The organism is Halobacillus hunanensis (genome assembly GCF_900166655.1).
Classification (GTDB): domain Bacteria; phylum Bacillota; class Bacilli; order Bacillales; family Halobacillaceae; genus Halobacillus_A; species Halobacillus_A hunanensis.
In genome coordinates this window covers 969,166-987,408 of sequence record NZ_FVZB01000007.1, presented here as the reverse complement: position 1 = coordinate 987,408, position 18,243 = coordinate 969,166, and the positions used below count along the sequence as shown (strand labels likewise).

At 40.4% G+C, this 18,243-nt stretch carries 18 protein-coding genes; 16 read left to right on the top strand and 2 right to left on the bottom strand.

Features of this window, described 5'->3' with window-relative positions:
* Positions 1-5 precede the first annotated feature (5 nt).
* The 14 genes from B5354_RS17665 to nth all read left to right on the top strand — a co-directional run bounded on the left by B5354_RS17665 (position 6) and on the right by nth (position 13,566).
* Positions 6-428, top strand: coding sequence for a methylglyoxal synthase (locus B5354_RS17665; RefSeq protein WP_079530110.1), 423 nt, complete (start codon positions 6-8; stop codon positions 426-428).
* A gap of 4 nt (positions 429-432) precedes the next feature.
* A complete protein-coding gene (bshA, locus tag B5354_RS17660) occupies positions 433-1,563 on the top strand; it encodes an N-acetyl-alpha-D-glucosaminyl L-malate synthase BshA (RefSeq protein WP_079530109.1) in 1,131 nt (376 codons plus the stop codon).
* A complete protein-coding gene (locus B5354_RS17655; RefSeq protein WP_245804818.1) occupies positions 1,553-2,752 on the top strand; it encodes a CCA tRNA nucleotidyltransferase in 1,200 nt (399 codons plus the stop codon). The genes bshA and B5354_RS17655 overlap by 11 nt, the downstream gene beginning before the upstream one ends.
* On the top strand, positions 2,728-3,720 hold the full coding sequence (locus B5354_RS17650) for a biotin--[acetyl-CoA-carboxylase] ligase (RefSeq protein WP_079530107.1): 993 nt from the start codon (positions 2,728-2,730) through the stop codon (positions 3,718-3,720). Before B5354_RS17655 ends, B5354_RS17650 begins: the two co-directional genes overlap by 25 nt.
* Entirely contained in the window at positions 3,713-4,534 is an 822-nt protein-coding gene (gene panB / locus B5354_RS17645; protein WP_079530106.1) for a 3-methyl-2-oxobutanoate hydroxymethyltransferase, read from the top strand. The genes B5354_RS17650 and panB overlap by 8 nt, the downstream gene beginning before the upstream one ends.
* Before the next feature lie 11 nt (positions 4,535-4,545).
* A complete protein-coding gene (gene panC / locus B5354_RS17640; RefSeq protein WP_079530105.1) occupies positions 4,546-5,412 on the top strand; it encodes a pantoate--beta-alanine ligase in 867 nt (288 codons plus the stop codon).
* Positions 5,413-5,434: 22 nt separating this feature from the next.
* Positions 5,435-5,824 carry an aspartate 1-decarboxylase gene (gene panD / locus B5354_RS17635; protein WP_079530104.1) on the top strand — a complete coding sequence of 130 codons (390 nt, stop codon included), beginning with the start codon at positions 5,435-5,437 and terminating at the stop codon, positions 5,822-5,824.
* 213 nt (positions 5,825-6,037) lie between these two features.
* Complete coding sequence (gene dinG / locus B5354_RS17630) at positions 6,038-8,827, top strand: ATP-dependent DNA helicase DinG (protein WP_079530630.1); 2,790 nt, start codon at positions 6,038-6,040, stop codon at positions 8,825-8,827.
* Positions 8,828-8,930: 103 nt separating this feature from the next.
* The gene (locus B5354_RS17625; protein WP_079530103.1) at positions 8,931-9,101 is read left to right on the top strand and encodes a YpmA family protein; all 171 of its coding nucleotides are present in this window, start codon (positions 8,931-8,933) and stop codon (positions 9,099-9,101) included.
* Positions 9,067-9,594 (top strand): cell wall elongation regulator TseB-like domain-containing protein, encoded by a 528-nt coding sequence (locus B5354_RS17620; protein WP_139377163.1) that lies wholly within the window; start codon positions 9,067-9,069, stop codon positions 9,592-9,594. The genes B5354_RS17625 and B5354_RS17620 overlap by 35 nt, the downstream gene beginning before the upstream one ends.
* Positions 9,595-9,611: 17 nt before the next feature.
* Positions 9,612-10,802 (top strand): pyridoxal phosphate-dependent aminotransferase, encoded by a 1,191-nt coding sequence (locus tag B5354_RS17615; RefSeq protein ID WP_079530101.1) that lies wholly within the window; start codon positions 9,612-9,614, stop codon positions 10,800-10,802.
* 19 nt (positions 10,803-10,821) lie between these two features.
* Positions 10,822-12,114 carry an asparagine--tRNA ligase gene (gene asnS, locus B5354_RS17610; RefSeq protein ID WP_079530100.1) on the top strand — a complete coding sequence of 431 codons (1,293 nt, stop codon included), beginning with the start codon at positions 10,822-10,824 and terminating at the stop codon, positions 12,112-12,114.
* 80 nt (positions 12,115-12,194) lie between these two features.
* Positions 12,195-12,890, top strand: a complete 696-nt coding sequence (locus tag B5354_RS17605) for a DnaD domain-containing protein (RefSeq protein ID WP_176142530.1) — start codon at positions 12,195-12,197, stop codon at positions 12,888-12,890.
* Positions 12,891-12,900: 10 nt separating this feature from the next.
* Entirely contained in the window at positions 12,901-13,566 is a 666-nt protein-coding gene (nth, locus tag B5354_RS17600) for an endonuclease III (RefSeq protein ID WP_079530099.1), read from the top strand.
* 35 nt (positions 13,567-13,601) lie between these two features.
* Here the strand turns inward: nth and B5354_RS17595 are convergent, their stop codons facing one another.
* Entirely contained in the window at positions 13,602-16,271 is a 2,670-nt protein-coding gene (locus B5354_RS17595; protein WP_079530098.1) for a penicillin-binding protein 1A, read from the bottom strand.
* 17 nt (positions 16,272-16,288) lie between these two features.
* The gene (gene recU, locus B5354_RS17590; RefSeq protein ID WP_079530097.1) at positions 16,289-16,879 is read right to left on the bottom strand and encodes a Holliday junction resolvase RecU; all 591 of its coding nucleotides are present in this window, start codon (positions 16,877-16,879) and stop codon (positions 16,289-16,291) included.
* Positions 16,880-17,484: 605 nt separating this feature from the next.
* Between recU and B5354_RS17585 the strand changes: the two genes are divergently transcribed.
* The gene (locus B5354_RS17585) at positions 17,485-17,751 is read left to right on the top strand and encodes a hypothetical protein (RefSeq protein ID WP_079530096.1); all 267 of its coding nucleotides are present in this window, start codon (positions 17,485-17,487) and stop codon (positions 17,749-17,751) included.
* A 59-nt stretch (positions 17,752-17,810) separates the two neighbouring features.
* The gene (locus tag B5354_RS17580; protein WP_079530095.1) at positions 17,811-18,164 is read left to right on the top strand and encodes a DUF1798 family protein; all 354 of its coding nucleotides are present in this window, start codon (positions 17,811-17,813) and stop codon (positions 18,162-18,164) included.
* Positions 18,165-18,243: the final 79 nt, after the last annotated feature.

The following is an 18,243-nucleotide window of genomic DNA, read 5'->3' as shown; positions in this document are numbered from 1 at the left end:
ATGGCATGAATGTAGCATTAATTGCGCATGATGAGAAAAAACAAGAAATCATCCATTTTGCCACAGCGTACAAGCATATATTACGGAAACATCAGTTATTTGCCACTGGTACAACCGGAAAAAGAATTTCCGAAGCATCAGGGTTAGATGTATACAGGTTTCAATCTGGCCCTATTGGAGGCGACCAGCAAATAGGTGCAAAAATTGCGCAGGAAGAAATTGATATGGTTATTTTCTTTCGAGATCCTCTAACGGCTCAACCCCATGAACCGGATGTAAGTGCATTGCTGCGTATTTGTGATGTGCATCGTGTCCCATTGGCTACAAATTTAGCCAGTGCTGAAATCTTTATTAGGGGTTTAGACCGTGGAGATTTTCACTGGCGAGACATTGTAAAAGAAAAGTTTGGAAAGAAAGATCAGGTGTAATTGTATGTCGAAAATAGGAATAACCTGCTATCCCACTGTTGGGGGATCAGGGGTAATTGCAACCGAATTAGGGAAAATATTAGCTGAAAGAGGACATGAAATCCACTTTGTTACATCACAAGTCCCATTTCGGTTAAATCGAGTCTATCCAAACATTTATTACCATGAAGTAGAGGTAAGCAGCTATCCCGTTTTTCAGCATCCTCCCTATGATTTAGCGCTGGCTAATAAAATGGCTGAGGTTATTAATCGCGAAAAACTCGATGTCCTGCATGTCCATTATGCAATGCCACATGCTGTATTGGCGATTTTAGCCAAGCAAATGGCTGATCATGATGTTAAAATTGTTACGACTCTGCACGGTACAGATATTACAGTACTAGCCATTGATTCAAGTCTAAAACAGATGATTAAATTCGGAATTGAACAATCTGATCGTGTTACGGCTGTATCAGAAAGTTTAGTGAAGCAAACTCAAGAGATGCTAAAAACGGAAAAGACAATGGACGTCATCTATAACTTTGTGGACGAACGAGAATACTACAGACAGCCGAATGATGAACTCAAGGCCCAATATCATATCGATAGGGATGAAAAAGTGATCATCCATATTTCTAATTTCAGGAAAGTGAAGCGTGTTCCTGACGTCATTCAGGCATTTGCTCAAATTCAAAAAAATATTTCATCCAAACTTATCCTCGTCGGTGACGGTCCTGAGTATGCTGCCTGTTATCAACTAGTAGAAGAATTAGGAATAGAAGATCAAGTACTTTTCCTTGGTAAACAGGAAAATGTAAGTGAGTTGCTTTCCATTTCTGATTTGAAGCTGCTCTTATCAGAAAAAGAAAGCTTTGGTCTCGTATTATTAGAAGCCATGGCGTGCGGTGTCCCATGTATCGGTACAAATATCGGTGGAATACCTGAAGTTATCAATCATGGGGAAACTGGATTTATTACAGAGCTAGGAAATACGGAACAAGTTGTTCATTTTGCAGAAAAAATATTAGGGGACTCTGCTATGCATGATCACTTTTCGGAACAGGCGAAGCAATTTGTAAGAGATAAGTTTGCTTCAACTGCCATCGTTGAACAATATGAAGCGCTTTATCGTAAGGTGTTAGATGATGTACAATGATCCGCTCTTTCAATCGGCCTTTAGCTTATTAACACAACTTCATGACAAAGGATATGAAGGGCACATAGTGGGGGGAGCCGTACGTGACCTTGTTTTAGGCCGATCCGTCGGTGATATTGATATTGCTACGTCAGCCCTCCCACATCAGGTAGCTCAGGTTTTTGAGCATGTTATTCCGATTGGGATAGAGCACGGAACAGTACTCGTCCGCTACCAATCACAATCTTTTGAAGTGACGACGTATCGAACAGAGCAAGGCTATACCGATTTCAGGCATCCTGATCAAGTGTCATTTGTACAATCAATAAAGGAAGATTTGTCAAGACGGGACTTCACCATTAACGCTATGGCTATGGATCATAAAGGGGATATCATTGATCCTTATGCAGGAAAAGAGGATCTAACAAATCAGCGTATTCGAGCAGTGGGAGACGCTCAGACCCGTTTCAGTGAAGATCCTTTACGAATGATGCGGGCCTTGAGGTTCGCAAGCCAGCTTCAATTCGAGGTTGATTCAGAAGTAAGTACAGCTATAGAAAGTCAAGCAGCTAAACTTGGCCATATTGCTATAGAACGAATAGCAGTTGAATTTGCCAAACTGACAGCAGGTGAAGACTTTAGAAAAGGTCTGCAATTATGTAGTCGACTTGGTGTTTATTCACAGCTTCCAATTTTTTCTAAAAGTCCACGATTGCAAAAAATTATACCGGAAGATCGTTTAGAGGGATTCGCTGTATTGATCGCTTATTATTACGAACAAGACAATTCGGTAGATATACATCAATGGGTGAAGAGTTGGAAACAGTCTAATAAAGTCAAAAGGGATTCCTTTTCATTGCACAATGCGTTACATGAGTTTCAACAAAAGAATGAAGTTACTCATTGGCTCAGTTATCAATTGCCGAAACCCCTGATCCCCTCATTCGCCAACTTGTTAAGAGCATTAGGATATCAGATTGAAGAGCAGCGTCTAATTAAGGTCGCAGCTGAACTTCCGATCCAGTCACGAAACGATTTAGCATTTGGAGCTCAGGACTTAATAAAGCTATGGCCTCAAAGGCAAAAAGGACCCTGGATTAAATCTGGTATTGAGAAAATAGAATATGCTGTAGTAAACAAACAATTGCCAAACCAATATGAACAAATAAAGGAGTGGGTCGATCAATGGAATCCACCCGTAAACAATTAATTGAACTGTTACATGAACAACAAAGCCATATCTCTGGACAAGCTTTATCGAAGCGCTTGCAAATATCAAGAACAGCCGTCTGGAAACATATGAAAGAGCTAGAAAAAGACGGCTATGAAATTGAAGCGGTTCAAAGAAAGGGATATAAAATCATTTCGTTCCCTAATAAGGTAAGTGAGAACACTCTTCAGTGGGGGCTGAATACAGATTGGCTCGGTCATAACCTTCATCATTATCCTGAAGTAGCTTCCACACAAGAAGTAGTTCATCAATTAGCCAAACAAGGAAAACCTCATGGAACGGTCGTTATAGCTGATCAACAGGTGCAGGGCAAAGGAAGAATGGCTCGAAATTGGGATTCCCCTAAAGGGAAGGGTATTTGGATGAGTATTTTGTTACGTCCTGAATTGCTTCCTTATCAAGCGCCTCAACTTACTTTACTGGCCGCCACGGTGTTAGCTGAGGTTATAGCTGATCGGTCCTCAATAACTCCTTATATTAAGTGGCCAAACGACTTATTGGTTAATCATAAAAAGGTTTCAGGTATCTTAACAGAAATGCAAGCTGAACAAGACCAAATTCAGTATGTAGTGCTAGGTATCGGAATGAATGTGAATCAAACAGAAGCAGATATTCCCGAAGAATTACAGCATAAAGCTACCTCTCTTCTGATAGAGTCACAACAAGAATGGTCAATCCAGCAAACAATTCAACGTATATTACGTCAGTTTGAACGTACATATGATCAGTTTATCCAAAATGGCTTCTCTGAAGTAAAACCGAAATGGGAAGAATACGGTTACAAAATTGGCGAAACAGTGACCGTCTCCACCATGAGGAAAACTTGGCAGGCTACATTAGTAGGGATAGAACCTGATGGAGCCTTGCTGGCACGAGATGAAACAGGTAATGTCGAAAAGCTGTATTCAGCAGAAATTCATTGGGGAGAGGGTGGATATAATGCTTAATAAGCACAGCCTGCTTAAAATGAAACAGGCCCAGGAAAAAATAACGATGATTACCGCCTATGATTACCCATCAGCTAAAGTTGCTCAGTCAGCAGGAACGGATATGATACTGGTTGGTGACAGCCTGGGTATGGTTGTATTAGGATATGATTCTACAATTCCGGTTACGCTAAACGACATGATTCATCATGGCAAAGCGGTAAGGAGAGGGGCCGCGGACACATTTGTTGTGGTTGATATGCCATTTATGTCTTATCACATTTCTCTAGAAGAATCTCTAAAAAATGGAGCAAAGCTTTTTCAAGAAACGGGCGCGCAAGCGTTGAAACTTGAAGGAGCTGGTGAAATAGTACCGGTGATTCAACGGTTATCCGAAGGAGGGATCCCTGTAGTCGGACATTTAGGGCTGACTCCTCAATCTGTTCATGTTCTAGGAGGCTATAAAGTACAGGGGAAAGACGAAAAGGCAGCTAAGAAGTTGATAAAAGAAGCTAAGGAAATCGAGCAAGCAGGGGCCATGGCACTTGTATTAGAATGTGTTCCAAAACAGCTTGCGAAACGGGTTTCTGAGAATCTTTCTATTCCTACAATTGGAATTGGGGCAGGTGTAGACTGTGATGGGCAGGTACTAGTTTACCATGATGTCCTGAAGTATGGTGTGGAGCGTCTGCCTAAGTTTGTGAAACCGTATCTAAACAGCAACGATCAAATGACTGATGCTGTAAGTCAATACGTATCAGAAGTGAGGAAGGGGGATTTTCCCCAAGATCAGCACAGCTTTACAATGGATACCTCCTTGCTGCCAGAAAACTAAGGAGAATAGTTATGAAGATCACCACAAATATTAAAGAATTGCAGCAGAGAACAAGTGAATGGATTGCACAAGGAAAAAAAATCGGCTTTGTACCTACTATGGGATTTCTACATGAAGGTCATGAGGCACTCTTGAAGAGAGCGCGCTTGGAAAACGACCTAGTCGTTTTAAGTATTTTTGTCAATCCGCTCCAATTTGGTGGGAACGAAGATTTAGACTCTTATCCTCGTGATCAGAAGCATGACAAAGAAATAGCAGAGAAACATGGGGTCGACGTTATTTTTCTTCCAGAAGAGCAGACGATGTACCCAACTCCGCTCTCCATAAAATTATCTGTGGTTAGAAGAACAGATGTGTTATGCGGGAGAAGCCGTCCAGGACATTTTGATGGAGTGGCGACCGTCTTGACGAAATTATTTAATATCGTTCGTCCTTCCAGAGTTTACTTTGGATTGAAGGATGCCCAGCAGATCGCTGTAGTTGATGCTTTACTTGAAGACTTTAATTTCCCTATTGAACTGATTGCTGTTCCCACGGTACGTGAAGAAGATGGGTTAGCGAAAAGCAGTCGGAATGTGAACCTGCTTGATCAGGAAAGAAAAGAAGCCCCTTATGTTCAACAAGCATTGCAATATGGAAGGCAGCATGTAGAGAATAGGGAGAATAATCCAGAGAAAGTGATCGAAAAAGTTCGACAGTTTCTTGAAAAGAAAACTCATGGTAAAATAGATTATATTGAATTATTATCCTATCCGAAGTTACAGCAAGTTGAAACGATCGATCAACAAGTGATTCTTGCTACAGCAGTACATTTTCAAAAGGCAAGACTCATTGACAATGTAATCTTTGATGAATATGGGATTAAGACGTTAGGGTAAAGAGCAAGGAGGGGGCGTCATCATGTTTCGCACAATGATGAGAGCTAAGATTCATCGTGCACGGGTTACAGAAGCAAACTTGAACTATGTGGGCAGTATAACCATTGATCAGGATCTATTGGATCGTGTAGGAATTCTTCCACATGAGAAAGTTCAAATCGTTAATAATAATAATGGTTCACGGCTGGAAACATATGTTATTGCCGGTGAAAGAGGAAGTGGTGTTGTTTGCCTGAATGGGGCAGCAGCACGGTTAGTTCAGCCGGATGATATTGTTATTATTGTCTCCTATGCCATGTTGACTGAAGAGGAACTGGCAGATTTTAAACCTAAGATCGCAATTATGGGTGAAGGTAATGAATTGCTTGAACTTTTAGAAGAGGAGCCTCCGCTTACAGCAATGCCTTTGTAATTAGGAGTTCGTATGAGTGGTATGGGAAGGATCTTAGCTCCTATCAGGGGTTCAGGTCCTTACTTTTTTGCCCCGCCGATGCTGATTAGACAGGGCTCCATGGAAGTGGAGAAAAAAAGTGATTTCATTTACATGAATGGTTTTAGACTAGTGAATACTGAATTAAACAGGGCTAGAATACATAACAAGTGTACGAAAAAGGGGGGTTCTAACTTGTCTACCTTTGCTATAGTTGATTTGGAGACCACTGGTAATGCATTATCAAAACAGGATCGAATGATTGAAATCGGTATCGTAATTATGAAAGAGGGAAAGACGGTCAAAGAATTTTCAAGCCTGATCTTTCCGGAACGCGAGATTCCTCCATTTATTACATCCTTAACGGGGATTAAAGATGAAGACCTAATCCATGCTCCGTTGTTCTCAGAAATTGCTGAGGACGTATATCATTTATTGAAGGACTGCTATATTGTTGCCCATAATATTGAATTCGATCTAAGTTTTCTTAATGAGGAACTCAAGCGGTGCGGTTTTCCTGCATTACATAATAAATTAATAGATACAGTTGAACTTTCCCGCATTTTTCTGCCCGAATCACCAAGTTTTAAATTAGGACAACTGGCGCAGCTTTTGCACATAGGACACGATAATCCGCACCGGGCCTTATCTGATGCTGCGGTAACGGCTGACTTGCTCACGATATTATTAACTGAATTAGAGGGGTTACCTGAACGGACGCTGGTGCATCTGTTGAGATTGTCAGATAAACTCAAGAGTGATATGAGATCCTTAATTGAAAAAGCTATTGAGAAAAACAGATACAATCATCAAGTTGTAGACAGATTTGATATTCACTATGGGATACCAATTAAGAAAAGACGGTTGTATTCCAAAGTTACTCGAGATCAGCAGCCTCCGTTTAGTGAATGGATTCATCATGCATATGAAAGTAAAGAAGGTTTACAGCAAATTATAAGCCGCTTTGAAACGAGAGATGGGCAAAAACAAATGTCAGAAGCCGTGTATAAGGCTTTTAATGAGGAGAAACATGCTTTGATAGAAGCTGGGGCAGGAATCGGAAAGTCTCTTGCCTACTTATTGTCTACCGTACATTATGCAATCAATCATAAAGAGAGAGTCATGATTTCTACTCACACCACTTCCTTACAAAATCAGTTGTTAGAAGAAGAAATTCCGCGGCTGGAAGCATTAGTAGGGCGGCCGCTGGAAGCAGTCTTATATAAAGGAAAAAGTCATTATATTAGTTTGCTGCATTTCAGTTATGAGTTAGAAAGGTCTTATCATGATAATTATGATGTTTCCTTAACAAAATCTATGATTTTAGTATGGCTAACCCATACGAGTACTGGAGACATTGATGAAATTCAGCTGCCTTCAAGCGGTCAGCAATTTTGGCATAAAATTTCCTCGGAAGCGTCAACAAACACGAAATCTGATAAACAAGACCCTTCCTCTTATTGGCAGTGGGCAGAGGAAAAGGCTGCACAGGCTGACATAATCATTACTAACCATTCCCTGCTTTGCCTGGATCTGATTAGTCATGAACAAAGACTTCCTGTTTTTGATCGGGTGCTAGTTGATGAAGCCCATCATTTAGAGTCCGTAGCCAGTCGTTACTTTGGTATTCGCTTGAACTACAAAGAGCTGCAGCGGCAGTTAACCCAATTTAATGAATTGTTTCACCCTGCAGTATTCAAATCCCTCAATGTAGATGTGAAGAAACAACTCGATCACTGCAGTCATTACGTAGAAGCAGCAAAAGAAGAGTTAAACCATTTATCGAGATATCTCTTTCGAAAGGTAAAATCTGTTCACAATAACAAACAATCGAAAAGTGATGTTGGCCGCGTTCAATTTCTACTTAAAGAATCCAACGACGATAAGTTTGTTTACACTAGTTACGAAATGACTCAGAGGTTTCTCGCACCTATTCACTCCATTAAAAGAGAGACAGCTGCTTTGATAGAGGTTCTCGAATCATTAGTTACAAGTGACCATAGTGAAGAAGTACAGGTGTTAAAGCAGAGGCTGATTAATCATACAGAGATGTGTTCAACCATTATCCGCCAATTAGAAAACTTTTTCGACCTCGGCGGGGAAACGGTAAAATGGATTGAAATTGATGTTGATGGGGCGTCTAACTCGATTTATTTATATAGTGAGCCTTTAGACGTAGCTGAGCAATTAAATGAAAAGTTATATGCAACAAAAAAGAGTGTAGTTTTAACGAGTGCTACCTTGACCGCGAACGGGTCGTTCAATTATATGAAACGGCTGTTAGGATTAGAAACGAGGGACGACCTGCAAGAACTATCTATACCATCCCCATATAATTATGAACAGCATGTCAGGCTTATGGTTCCAAATGACTTTCCTAGTATTAAGACAGAGACAGAAGAATTCATCTATTCTATAAGCGAAGCGATCTATTCAATAGCTCAAGTTACAAACGGTCGCATGCTTGTATTATTCACGTCTTATGAGATGTTGAAAAAAACCTATTATTTACTCAAGGAGGTAGCAGCTCCTGAGGAATTTATGATATTTGCTCAAGGAATCTCGAGTGGCAGCAGAGATCGCCTGAAAAAGAACTTTCAAACATTTGATCAGGCAATTTTATTAGGGACCAGCTCTTTTTGGGAAGGCGTCGACATTCCTGGCGATGATCTATCATGTTTAGTAATCGCCCGTCTGCCTTTTGACCCTCCTGATCAGCCTGCCCAGATCATGCGGGACACTAGACTGAAGAGTAAGGGCCTTAACCCATTTATGGAACAGTCTCTTCCTCACGCAATATTAAGATTTAAACAGGGGTTTGGACGATTAATTCGCTCGACTACCGATCGCGGGATAGTTTTTGTATGTGATCAGCGATTAATTGAAGCCAAATACGGAAAATATTTTATTTCCTCGATTCCCGAAATTCCACTGACTTATCAATCGACATCTAAGTTAGTTCAGGATATGGAGAAGTGGATATGAAGGAAAATAACGAATCTCTATCTAATTTCAGTATAATTCCTGTTATAATATTTTACGTATGTACCGATGAAGAACCTTGGAAAAGACGATGGGGGATGTAAATATGGAAAACAAGATCGAAACCCTTTCAACTGTAAGGATTCAGAAATCAGACGATCTGTATAAGGTTGTTGATACACTTAACCGTACACTGAAAGAACAAAATTTAATGTTTGGACTGGCTCTAGATGAAGATGATAATGAAACAGCAGTCTTCACGATATACCGCACCTAGCTGGCTGAAGTGGGTTCTTTTAATCGTCGGTTTATTGATTTTACTTTCGGGATGTTTACTAACGTGGATGTATGTACAAATCCAAAGCAATCACACTGAAGGATATAGTGAAGCTAAAAGTCTGGCTTTATCCAAGACGAATATTGCTAGTGTTTCAGACGTAACGAGTTACAATGGCGAACGGCCAATCCATATCGTTCGCGGCAAAACTGAAAGTGATGAGGAATTGGCTGCCTTTATTAACCTTAATAATGCGAAAGTGCTTACAACAATCAATACCAGCACCATGGTCTCCTCTGATCAATTAAAAAAAGAGCTGCAGGCTAACTGTTCCAGTTGTTCATTTTTAGATATACAACTTGCCTATGAAGAGAATAGCCCAGCATGGGAACTTACTTATATCGATGAAAATCAAAGATATGTTTTAGAGTATGTAAAGGCTGAGAACGGCAAGCCGATCCAAAGGTTTGCATTTCGCCAGCCTCAAACTTAAACGAAGGGATGAGTTTCATGGAATTAGCTAAGCGCGTACAAACACTAACACCATCATCTACATTGGCGATAACTGCTAAAGCAAAAGAACTAAAATCAGAAGGACATGATGTGATAGGTCTCGGAGCAGGGGAGCCGGATTTTAATACTCCTCATCATATTATTGCTGCAGCGGCAGACGCTATGAAAGAAGGTTTAACGAAATACACACCTTCAGGAGGAATCCCCGATTTAAAAGAGGCCATTTTGTCAAAGATGAAAGAAGATCACAATCTGAACTATTCCACCGATGAAGTCATTGTGACCACAGGTGCAAAACATGCCTTATTTACCTTGTTTCAAGTATTGTTGAATAAAGGAGATGAGGTCATTGTCCCTGCCCCTTATTGGGTAAGTTATCCTGAACAGATCAAATTGGCAGAAGGCACCCCTGTTATCGTTAAAGCAAAAGAAGAAAATCAGTTCAAAATGACACCTCAACAGCTTGAGGAATCGATTACTAAACAAACAAAAGCTGTTATTATCAATTCTCCTAGTAATCCGACTGGAATGATCTATACAGAGGAAGAACTTCGAGCGATTGGTGAAGTGTGTGTGAAGCATGATATTTTAATTGTTTCCGATGAAATTTACGAAAAACTGATTTATTCTGACGATCAACATGTGTCTATGGCTCAGTTATCAGATGAATTATTTAAACAAACAATCATTATAAACGGTGTTTCTAAGTCCCATTCTATGACGGGCTGGAGAATCGGTTATGCTTTGGGACAGGCTAAGATCATTAAGGCTATGACAAATATGGCTTCACATTCGACATCTAATCCTACTTCAATATCCCAATATGCAGCCTTAGCAGCTTACAAGGGCTCCAACGAAGAGGTGAAAAAAATGCGTCAGGCTTTCCATGAAAGATTGGATGCTTTACATACCTGGCTGTTGGAAATACCAGGTGTATCATGCGAGAAGCCAAAAGGCGCTTTCTATTTGTTCCCTAACGTAATAGAAACTGCAAAAAAATGCGGTTTTAATTCGGTAGATGAATGGGTAACCGCGTTACTTGAGGAAGAAAAGGTGGCTCTCGTACCTGGATCTGGTTTTGGATCACCAGAGAATGTAAGACTTTCTTATGCCACTTCGATCGACCAATTAGAGGAAGCTGCCAAACGTTTGAAGCGTTTTGTCGAAAAAAATCAATCAGATAGTTAACAAGTTTGGAGGGAATCTCATGAAAACAACAATTGCAGAAGTTTCAAAGCATGTGGGCGAAGAAGTAACCATCGGGGCATGGCTCCATAATAAAAGATCAAGCGGGAAAATAGCTTTTTTGCAACTGCGTGATGGTACAGGGTTTATGCAAGGAATCGTAGTTAAAAATGATATTGGAGAAGAAAAGTTTCAAGAGGCGAAAGCTCTAACTCAGGAGTCTTCTCTTTATGTCACAGGAGTAATTGTGGAAGATTCCCGCTCTTCTTTTGGATATGAGATACAAGTGAACCACTTCGAATTGATTCATGAAGCCGTAGACTATCCAATTACACCTAAGGAACATGGGACAGAGTTTTTAATGGATCACAGGCATTTGTGGTTGCGATCTAAGAAACAGCATGCGGTGATGAAAGTTAGAAACGAAATTATTCGAGCAACTTATGAGTTTTTCAATACGAATAATTATGTCAAAATTGACCCCCCGATACTAACTGGTTCTTCCGCAGAAGGGACTACAGAATTATTCCATACTAAATACTTCGACGAAGATGCATACTTGTCCCAAAGTGGTCAGCTGTATATGGAAGCAGCAGCTATGGCCTTTGGTAAAGTATTTAGTTTTGGACCAACATTTAGAGCGGAAAAATCAAAAACTCGTCGTCACCTTATCGAGTTCTGGATGATTGAGCCGGAAATGGCTTTTATGGATCATGATGATAGTCTAGAAGTCCAAGAACAGTATGTCACTCATGTGGTGGAAGCAGTTCTTGAAAATTGTGCTTTAGAATTGGAAACACTTGGCCGTGATACAAGTGTTCTTGAAAAGATTAAAGCACCATTTCCTAGAATTAGTTATGATGAAGCAATTGATCTCTTAAAGGAGAAGGGTTTTGAGGATATCGAATGGGGAGAAGATTTCGGGGCCCCACATGAAACAGCAATTGCTGAAAGTTATGAAAAGCCAGTATTTATTACGAACTATCCTGCCGAAATTAAGGCATTTTACATGAAACCTGATCCGGATCGGCCTGAAGTTGTTTTATGTGCTGACCTAATTGCACCGGAAGGATATGGAGAAATAATTGGCGGTTCCCAGCGAATTGATGATCTTGAGCTCATGCGTAAGCGTTATGAAGAGCATGAACTAACAGGAGATGCTTACAAATGGTATTTACAACTTCGTGAATATGGGAGTGTACCCCACTCAGGCTTCGGTTTAGGGTTAGAGAGAACAGTTGCCTGGATATCGGGTGTGGAACATGTGAGGGAAACAATTCCATTTCCTCGTTTGTTGAATCGACTATATCCTTAATAGAGTAGAGGCACCGATATGTTATGTTATAGCTATCGGTGCTTTTCCTTCTATAACCACCACAGAATGAGGTGAACACCTTGGCGAAATATCAAAGGTTCGAGGACATCATAAATCACCAAATGATGATCCCTAAACAGTTGTTACTGCAATATCGGCGATTAGGAATGGATGAGCATGAGCTAGTTGTTTTGCTGCAAATTCATCGTTTTTACCTGGAGGGGAATCCTTTTCCAACTCCTGAACAATTAGCTGAATATCTTTCTTTTTCAAGCCAGGACTGTTCAAAGGTATTAAGAAAATTAATGCAAAAACAATTCGTTACGATCGAGCAGAAACATAGTGAACAACTAGTCATAAATGAATCATATTCTTTAGAGCCGCTATGGGAAAAATTATTTGTGGAACGTACAAATTCCTATTCTGATGACAAAAAGCAGACAGAAAATTTATTTCCTTTATTCGAGCAAGAGTTCGGTCGGCCATTATCACCTTTTGAAATAGAGAATATTAATATCTGGCTGGATCAGGAAGAACAAGCGCCAGCTCTTATAAAAGCAGCATTAAGAGAAGCTGTGTTGATGGGGAAACTTAACTTTAAATATATCGACCGGATTCTAAGAGAGTGGAAGCGAAAAGGAATCCAAACTGTTGACCAGGCTCGTCAGCATGGTAAGCAATTCAGACAAGGCCAAGTAAAAAATGCTTCCTCTGCCAAAACAAAGCCGAAAAGAGATGTATCGTTATACTATAATTGGTTAGAGGAGGATTCATAGGAGAAACGTTATGCTTAATAAAAGTCAAATAAGAGAATGTTTAGATGCATTTGAAGAAATGTTTCCTGATGCTGAATGTGAGCTGACTCACAGCAATGCTTTTGAACTTCTCGTGGCAGTTGTATTGTCAGCCCAGGCTACAGATGCTTTAGTTAATAAAGTTACTCCGCAATTATTTCAAAAGTATAAAAATCCCGAAGATTATCTCGCTGTTCCTCTAGAGGAGTTACAGCATGACATTAAATCTATTGGATTGTATAGAAATAAAGCTAAAAATATTCAAAAGCTCTCCCATACCATCATTGAAAAGTTTGATGGCAGAGTGCCATCGACGAAGAAAGAGCTTGAAAGCTTAGCGGGTGTGGGAAGAAAAACAGCGAATGTTGTAGCCTCAGTGGCGTTTCAGGAACCGGCTATTGCGGTGGACACGCATGTTGAACGGGTCTCAAAGCGCCTGGGCATTTGCAGGTATAAAGATTCTGTATTAGAGGTAGAAAAGACGTTGATGCGTAAAGTTCCGAAAGAGGAATGGAGTGATACCCATCATCGAATGATTTTCTTTGGACGTTACCACTGTAAGGCTCAGCGTCCTCAATGTGAGGAATGTCCATTGCTGCATCTTTGCAGGGAAGGGCAGAAGCGGATGCGGAAAAAGGAAAAACTTTATAATAATTAAATCCCACTATCAAGTTGATAGTGGGATTTTTATGCTTATGCAGCTTCACCTTGCCCCTCAGGCGGCTGTGGTTGTTCACCACCCTCTTGAGGAGGCTGAGGCTCCTCGGGCGGCTGTTCTCCTTCTTCTGGTGGGGGTTGTTCTTCATTATTTCCTTCCCCATCACCTGTATTACCTTCGTCAGGATTTTCATTTTGATTTCCATTTCCTTGATCGTTGCCGTTTTCATTACCATTTTCGTTACCATTATTTCCATTATTCTCGTTGTTACCATTGTTTCCGTTCTGATTGCCATTGTTTTCATTGCCTTCGTTATTCTGCTCATCTTCAGGATTTTCACCTTCGGGATTATCCTCTTCAGGATTTTCTTCGGCTCCATCCTCAGCAGGAATGTCTACACTGGCAGTAGCTGGATCACTATCTTCTGCATTCTCATTATCACTTATGGCTGTTACCGTAAATTCATAGGTGGAGCCAGGTTGAGCATTTGTGATCTCCACCGTACTATCTTTCGTTCTCGTAAGTTGTCTTGCTTCTCCGCCATCAATGGATACCGTTACTTCAAATGAGACTCCTTCAGGTTCTTCATAGCCCCATTCAAGGTTAATCGCCTGTGCCTCCGTATCATAGGAAGCTGACAGATCTTGAACTGGTTCAAGCTTCTGAAAGACTTGAGAAACTTGAGACGGAGTATTATCAACGTGGAACAATTCCGTTACAATACGACTTTCCGGAGTATATGGGCTAGGTAGTTTAGCAGGGCGTGACCCTTCTTCTACTTCAACCTTTTCAACGGATCCAGGTTTTTGGAAGTCGCTTGTTTCTGTTCCTTCTGAGATATGGCTCATAACCGACTTAAACAGCTGTTTAGGGATATCTTGAGTTGCTTCGGATAAATTCTGGTATCCCTTTGGATAACCGGTCCATATCGATATCGAATAATTTGTCGTGTAACCGCTGAACCAGGAATCTGGAACAATGTCAGTCCCATCGTCGGTTTCACTATTGGTTGTACCCGTTTTACCTGCCTCAGGAAGTCCTGGGACGTTGGCTGCAGTTCCTGTGCCTTCTGACATTACTGTTTGTAACATGGATGTAATCATATAAGCCGTGTAGCTGTTCATGGCCGATTTAGGTTCAGGTTTTAAGTCAACCGTTCCTTGGCCGGGAACTTCTACTTTTCTAACTGTATACGGTTCGTTATAAACTCCTTCATTTCCAAACGCTGCATATGCACCGCTTAGCTGTAGGGGACTAACTTCTGCATTTCCTCCGCCGATCGCATCACTTAAATACATCTGATCATCTTTGAAGTTAATGCCTAGTCCTTCCGCAAATTTCTGTGCTTTATCAATACCTGTTTCATGCAATGTTTTCACAGCTGGAATATTCAAGGAACGACTGAGAGCATAACGCGTACTTACCCATCCACGGAACCTGTCATCATAGTTATTAGGGGAGTACCCGTTAATATCTATCGGTTCGTCTTTAATCTGATGGTAAGTTGACAGTTTATTATATTGAATAGCTGGACCATAAGCTGTGATTGGCTTTAAGGTTGATCCTGGCTGTCTTTGGGTATCTGTAGCATAGTTAAAGTTACCCTCTTTATAGTTTCGGCCGCCACCAATAGCTCGAACAGCACCTGTTTGGGTGTCGGTCACCGCTATACCAGTTTCAACTTTTTCATCTGGCCAATTAATTGTGCTTTCTTTTCCGAGCATTTGCTCAACATATTTCTGGGCTTCAGGATCTAATGTTGTGTAGATTTTCAAGCCATCTTTGTAGATGTTGGCACCATCCATTTTTGCTTCTACTTCTTCTCGAACCTGGTCGATAAATGCTTTATATGGTGACTCTCTTTCAGTTTGTTCAGCTAGTAGATCTTCCACATTCGTTTGTCTTGCCTTCTCAGCCTCTTCTTCACTGATCTTCCCATGCTGGACCATCAGACTAAGTACAACGCTCATTCGTTGTTTCGCAAGTTCTGGATTTTTATATGGGTTGTAGGCAGAAGGCCGTTGCGGTAATCCCGCTAGTATAGCTATTTCAGGCAATGTTAATTTACTCAATTCGTTTTTGCCAAAATAAGTTTGCGCTGCTTCAGCTACCCCATAGGCACCTTGTCCATAATAAATTTTATTAAGGTACATTTCTAAAATCTTTTCTTTGGAGTATTCCTGGTCTAGTTTAACAGCTAAATACTGTTCCTGTACTTTACGTTTTAATGTCTTATCACTTGATAAAAAGGAACGTTTAACAACTTGCTGTGTTATAGTGCTGGCACCTTCAGCCCCGAATCCTTCCTTAATATTCGCGATGACAGCGGCGGCAATACGCCTGAAATCTATTCCAATATGTTCAAAGAATCGGACATCCTCGGTGGCTAAAACCGCATCAATAAGTGTAGGCGGAAGGTCGTTATAGCTGACTTTAGTCCTTCTTTGCTCACCGGCCAGGTCCGTTATAAAATCACCATTTTTATCATACAGTTTTGACGAAATAGGATCAGATAATTGCTCTTCATTTAATTCAGGCGCCGTTACAATGTAATAGGTAAATAAGCCGCCTACGGCTATCATAAGAACGATCCCTATCGTCAAGAGAATCATTACGATGCGTTTGAAAGTCGGTTTTTTCGTTCCCTTTTTATTCGACTTTATTTGCTTGCGTCTTGCACTTCTTGATTGGCTATCGTTGGCCATGTTGCTCTTCCTCCAATTCAAAAATAGAGCTTATCTAAAGCAGCAGCATAATCAACCCTTGCTTGATAATGAAAGGGGATGAGTTCTCCTTCAACTTTCATTTGATCATAGGGAATTGATTTTCGCCCGCCTTGAAATTGATCATCCCAATACAAAAAAAGTTTGACTGCGGGTAGAAAATAAACCTCTTCATACACGGCAAATTTGACAATAATAAAGCATATGCCTCCGTGAGTGTCACATGCACGCATATGATCAATTTGATGCTGATGGATGTTGCTTAAGGGGAAGGAGGTCTTATTCTTTGTTTCCTTCGCCTCGAAGTCAATATAACGACCTCGATAAACTCCATTAAAATCCGTTGTTGAAGCCTGTTTGAAGTATGCTTCTTTAATGACTGCTGCACTTCTTTTTGGATAGTCTACATTTACAATTTGGACAGGTGTCGGTTTTTTGTGTACAACTGCAATATTTGCGTGTCGATAATAGTCATTGGTTAATGCAATATCCTCTTCTAATGTCATACCTCTATTACTAAAAGTGGCCTTTGTTTTCCCTTGTTTTAACGAACTCTGGCTTACGCCTTTTCTTCCATTGGGATAATTCAAAGTACTTCCCTCCCTAATGCCATGAGGGTATCATACCAAAAAAAAGCCGCCAAGTGTAACAGAAAATATGGGGATGCATCTTCATATCCTATTAAACGTTTTAGGATACGATGAAGTTTCACTCTATTATACTTTTTCCCGCAAATAACAACAAATAATCCTTTATTTTTACACCTTTTGCTGCACCAAACACATAAATTCGAACAGAAGAAGAGTTTTATGGGGGAAAGGGAGGCGGGATTTAGTAAACATAAGCGCCTCCCTTTATGGTTAAGTGGATGGGCGGTCTTCCCCTGATAACTTAGGATTATCAGTTTTAGCCGGAGTGGGTTTCTTTTTTTCTTTTGGCTTCTTCTTCGGCATTGAATGCGACCTCCTTTCATCATAGGGTGAGTCCTATGAATTACTATTTGACAATAAATCGACATTTCATAATCATGGTTTATTTGTTAAGGGATATGTCCATGATTAAGACATTCTTGTTGTCGATACCTTACGTAAGGTAAGTTGTTTTGTAGCATTAGTTCTAGTCTTGTCATGTGGGAAGGAGTTATGCAGGGCATGGAGAATTTTAACCTTAACAAGCTTTTAAAGGAGGATAATGAATGGATAAACAATCTGTTGTTTCCATGGCCTTGTACGAAGAGCAGCTGGACCTGTTGAGGAACAAGTTCTCCCAGATGGAAAAAAGAATCTCTCTTAAAGCGGATGAAGCGGTGTTTACAATGGCAGTATCACACCGTAAAGAGATTGATCTCTTTAAAGAGGAAGTCTTACGCCTGCGTGATCAGTTAAAAGAGGTAAGAAAAGAACAACAGCAACTACACGTAAAAAAGTATGTAGCATCTGCCAGACGTAGATCTGCAGGGTAAGCTTTTGATTAAAGCAGCTTATAAATGGTATGGTTGAAGAAAAAGGTGTTGGAAAATAAATGTCACTTCAAGAAACGACCATAAAGATTAAACAGATGATTGATGATCTTCATGAGCAATTTATAAAAGCAGAGGATCCAGCAGATACAAAAAGCTTGGAATTTTTTCATAAAGTAAAAAGCGAAACGGCTCCCATGTTTGAGTTGACGAGTCAATGGTTAGAAGAAGCCGAGGAATTTGTGAAAAGTCGAAGTGTATCTGTGCATCCCAATCAGGTGAAATCGACCCATGAAAATATAGAAATGTTGATATTACACAGTTATTATCATGATGTAGAAAGGAAGCGTTTTAAAGAACTGCATCAATCTTCCCACTATGTTCTGGATATGGTCTTGAATGATTTGGAAAAATAGCGGTAAAACAACGTGAAACCGCTTTACAAAGCGTGTGCAATCTTTTATAATAGTCTTCCCAATATGAGGGAGGGAACCT

Excerpts from the sequence above, each read along its gene's own strand:
- B5354_RS17665 (WP_079530110.1), top strand. The coding sequence starts at position 6 with ATGAATGTAGCATTAATTGCGCATGATGAGAAAAAACAAGAAATCATC.
- bshA (WP_079530109.1), top strand. The coding sequence starts at position 433 with ATGTCGAAAATAGGAATAACCTGCTATCCCACTGTTGGGGGATCAGGG.
- B5354_RS17655 (WP_245804818.1), top strand. The coding sequence starts at position 1,553 with ATGTACAATGATCCGCTCTTTCAATCGGCCTTTAGCTTATTAACACAA.
- B5354_RS17650 (WP_079530107.1), top strand. The coding sequence starts at position 2,728 with ATGGAATCCACCCGTAAACAATTAATTGAACTGTTACATGAACAACAA.
- panB (WP_079530106.1), top strand. The coding sequence starts at position 3,713 with ATGCTTAATAAGCACAGCCTGCTTAAAATGAAACAGGCCCAGGAAAAA.
- panC (WP_079530105.1), top strand. The coding sequence starts at position 4,546 with ATGAAGATCACCACAAATATTAAAGAATTGCAGCAGAGAACAAGTGAA.
- panD (WP_079530104.1), top strand. The coding sequence starts at position 5,435 with ATGTTTCGCACAATGATGAGAGCTAAGATTCATCGTGCACGGGTTACA.
- B5354_RS17625 (WP_079530103.1), top strand. The coding sequence starts at position 8,931 with ATGGAAAACAAGATCGAAACCCTTTCAACTGTAAGGATTCAGAAATCA.
- B5354_RS17620 (WP_139377163.1), top strand. The coding sequence starts at position 9,067 with ATGAAACAGCAGTCTTCACGATATACCGCACCTAGCTGGCTGAAGTGG.
- B5354_RS17615 (WP_079530101.1), top strand. The coding sequence starts at position 9,612 with ATGGAATTAGCTAAGCGCGTACAAACACTAACACCATCATCTACATTG.
- asnS (WP_079530100.1), top strand. The coding sequence starts at position 10,822 with ATGAAAACAACAATTGCAGAAGTTTCAAAGCATGTGGGCGAAGAAGTA.
- nth (WP_079530099.1), top strand. The coding sequence starts at position 12,901 with ATGCTTAATAAAAGTCAAATAAGAGAATGTTTAGATGCATTTGAAGAA.
- B5354_RS17595 (WP_079530098.1), bottom strand. The coding sequence starts at position 16,271 with ATGGCCAACGATAGCCAATCAAGAAGTGCAAGACGCAAGCAAATAAAG.
- B5354_RS17585 (WP_079530096.1), top strand. The coding sequence starts at position 17,485 with ATGGATAAACAATCTGTTGTTTCCATGGCCTTGTACGAAGAGCAGCTG.
- B5354_RS17580 (WP_079530095.1), top strand. The coding sequence starts at position 17,811 with ATGTCACTTCAAGAAACGACCATAAAGATTAAACAGATGATTGATGAT.